Genomic DNA, 3,487 nt, shown 5'->3' with positions numbered 1-3,487 from the left:
AAGCCAGTTATGTGGTCATTTTTATTGCCATGTTAATTTATAGTTTGGGAAGTTTGCGTATTTTTACTACTTTATTAATTGGTCTATTTTCGGCTTTATTAGCGTTAACAATTATTAGCACTATTGGTTTACCTGTTGAATATGGGCAATTTGCTCAGTATGCAGGCTTATCAAATGTGATGGGATTTTTAATTGCCTCTATGTTAGATCAACGCGATAGAAAAGGTTTTTTACAAGCACGTTTAATTGATATTGAAAAACAACAACTTAATCAACTAAGTCAAGAAATGGCGCGTTTATCACAAGAAGATGGTTTAACAGGTTTGGCAAATAGACGTCATTTTAATGAAACTTTGGCGAGGGAGTGGGCAATTGCAGAACGAGAAAAACAATCCATTGCCTTGATTTTCATCGATGTTGACCACTTCAAACCTTACAACGACACCTATGGTCATTTAGAAGGTGATAAAGTGTTAAGCCAAGTAGGTAAAACGCTCAAAAATATGGCCAAACGTCCTGCGGATTTGGCGGCACGTTATGGTGGCGAAGAATTTGTATTGTTGTTGCCTAATACCACTATTGAAGGGGCTTTTGCATTAGCACAAGAAGTTCGACAAGCCATTGATGATCTAGCAATTCCTCACAAAAGCTCAAAAGCTTCTAAATGTGTTTCGGTCAGTATTGGTTTATCATCTTTAGTGCCAAATGGCCAAAATACGATTAGTACACTGATAGATAATGCTGATGAAGGAGTTTATGCAGCGAAAAAAGCAGGAAGACATAGAATTAGAGTTTACCCTGTCCCAGAAGAGATTGCTCAACGTAAAGAAACAATGATGAATAACTTGAATATAAAAAAATCCTAGTGAAAACTCTCATAGTCAATAGCACGGTAAATGGCGTAAAATAGGACGTTTTTTTCAAAGGCTTAAAGGTAAGAAAACATGGCAGAGATTAAAAAGGTTGTCTTAGCATATTCGGGCGGCTTAGATACATCCGTGATTGTAAAGTGGTTACAAGAAAACTATAACTGTGAAGTGGTAACATTTACGGCTGATATTGGTCAAGGTGAAGAAGTAGAGCCTGCACGCGCCAAAGCACAAGCGATGGGTGTAAAAGACATCTATATCGAAGATTTACGCGAAGAATTTGTCCGTGATTTCGTGTTTCCCATGTTTCGTGCGAATGCCATTTATGAAGGCGAGTATTTATTAGGTACGTCGATTGCACGTCCATTAATTGCTAAGCGTTTAGTTGAAATTGCTCAGGAGCAAGGCGCAGATGCGATTTCTCACGGTGCAACAGGTAAAGGAAATGACCAAGTTCGTTTTGAATTAGGTGCTTATGCTTTAACCCCCAATATTCGCGTGATTGCTCCGTGGCGTGAATGGGATTTAACCAGCCGTGAAACATTAATGAATTATGCCGCCAAACATAATATTCCTATTGATTTCAATAAAGCAGGCAAAAAATCACCTTATTCAATGGATGCAAACTTATTGCATATCTCCTATGAAGGTGGTGGCTTGGAAGACCCATACTGGGAACCAGAAGAAGACATTTGGCGTTGGACAGTTAGCCCAGAAAAAGCACCAGATCAACCAGAATATGTTGAATTAACCTATCGTGGTGGCGATATTGTGGCGATTAACGGTACAGAAATGACACCTGCCCAAGTATTAACTCAATTAAATGCTGTAGGTGGTAAACACGGTATTGGTCGTTTAGATTTAGTTGAAAATCGTTATGTGGGCATGAAGTCACGTGGTTGTTATGAAACACCAGGTGGCACAATTATGATGAAGGCTCACCGTGCAATTGAATCGATTACTTTAGATCGTGAAGTTGCGCATTTAAAAGATGAGTTGATGCCACGTTATGCCAGTTTAGTTTATAACGGTTACTGGTGGAGCCCTGAGCGTCAAATGTTGCAAACCATGATTGACGAATCTCAGCGTTATGTAAACGGTGTTGTACGTGTTAAATTGTACAAAGGTAATGTGTATATTGCGGGTCGTAAATCTGACGATTCGATTTTTGATGCCAATATTGCCACCTTTGAAGATGACCGTGGTGCATATAATCAAAAAGACGCAGAAGGCTTTATTCGCTTAAACGGTTTACGTTTACGTATTGCCGCAGGTAAAGGCCGTAAGTTGCTGTAATTTTTAGAATTATATAACATATAAAAACGGTATTTGCTGTCATGGCAAATACCGTTTTTTTTAGGGAAATTCTTGCTGTGTTAAAGCATATTTTATTAGTTGAAGATGATGAAGCAATTGCCCAAACTTTGATTTTTAGTTTACAACGTGAAGGATGGCAAGTTCAGTGGTGTGCTTTAGGACAACAAGCATTAGACTATGTGGCACAACACCCCGTTGATTTTATTATTTTAGATGTGGGCTTGCCTGACATTAATGGCTTTGATTTGTGTCGTCAAATTCGTCAACAATATCAAACTCCTTTATTATTTCTGACAGCACGTAATGATGAAGTGGAACGAATTATCGGTTTAGAAATTGGTGCTGATGATTATTGTGCAAAACCATTTAGCCCGCGTGAATTAGTATCTCGTATTAGGGTAATTTGTCGTCGTCTGCAACCTCAAGCAACACCTATACATAGCAATAGTCTTGCTAAAATTTGGCAACATGATCCCGAAAAATTGCAGATTAGCTATCATGGTCAATTACTAAATTTAACACGTTATGAATATCGTTTATTAGAAGTTTTATTAAAACAACCCGAGCGAGTTTTGAGTCGTCATCAATTAATGCAAGCGGCATGGGAGCATCCCGATCATAGTTTAGAGCGTACTATCGATACACATATTAAAGTGTTACGTCAAAAACTGAAAAATATTCATGACGATGAAGTGATTAAAACTCATCGTGGGATTGGTTATAGTTTGGCAAAATATTAATGTCTATTTTTTTACGAATTTGGTTAGTATTTTCACTGGTATTAGTGGTCGGAGCATACTTAACCATTAAAACCTTGCAAGAAGAAATAAAACCTAGTGTTAGACAAGCTATTGAAGACACTTTAGCCGATAATGCCAACATCATTGCTGCTTTAGTAGCTGATGATGTCAAAACAGGAAAAGTTGATACTCCCGAGTTTAGAGAAAAAATAATAGAGGTTTTACAACGGCCTTTGCGTGCGCAGATTTGGCAATATCAAAAAGAAAATGTCGCCCAACATATTTATATTACCAATGATAAAGGGATTGTGTTATTTGACTCACAAGGCATAGCAACAGGCAAAGATTATTCTCGATGGAATGATGTTCGACGTACTTTAGACGGAAAATACGGCGCACGTACCACTCGTCAAGACCCTAAAAATGAACTCACATCGACTATGTTTGTGGCTGCACCCATTATTGACCAACAAAAAATTATTGGTGTTGTTTCTGTTTCTAAAAAAAGCCAATTGTTGCAACCTTTTATCGAACGAGCCCAAGAGCAAATGTTAAAACAGG

The 3,487-nt window shown here is 38.0% G+C and carries 3 protein-coding genes and 1 pseudogene; all 4 read left to right on the top strand.

Annotated features, from left to right (window positions below; genetic code table 11):
• A partial coding sequence (locus tag Q0212_RS14615; RefSeq protein ID WP_297926851.1) for a diguanylate cyclase occupies positions 1-866 on the top strand: 866 nt, incomplete at its 5' end.
• Between the two features lie 78 nt (positions 867-944).
• Complete coding sequence (locus Q0212_RS14610) at positions 945-2,165, top strand: argininosuccinate synthase (protein WP_297926850.1); 1,221 nt, start codon at positions 945-947, stop codon at positions 2,163-2,165.
• Positions 2,166-2,206: 41 nt separating this feature from the next.
• The gene (gene creB / locus Q0212_RS14605; RefSeq protein ID WP_297926849.1) at positions 2,207-2,926 is read left to right on the top strand and encodes a two-component system response regulator CreB; all 720 of its coding nucleotides are present in this window, start codon (positions 2,207-2,209) and stop codon (positions 2,924-2,926) included.
• Positions 2,926-3,487, top strand: a pseudogene (locus tag Q0212_RS14600) (two-component system sensor histidine kinase CreC); the annotation flags it as partial. The gene creB and the pseudogene Q0212_RS14600, both read left to right, overlap by 1 nt.

The organism is uncultured Agitococcus sp. (assembly GCF_937920075.1).
Taxonomy (GTDB): domain Bacteria; phylum Pseudomonadota; class Gammaproteobacteria; order Pseudomonadales; family Moraxellaceae; genus Agitococcus.
This window is presented reverse-complemented; position numbering and strand designations above follow the sequence as displayed.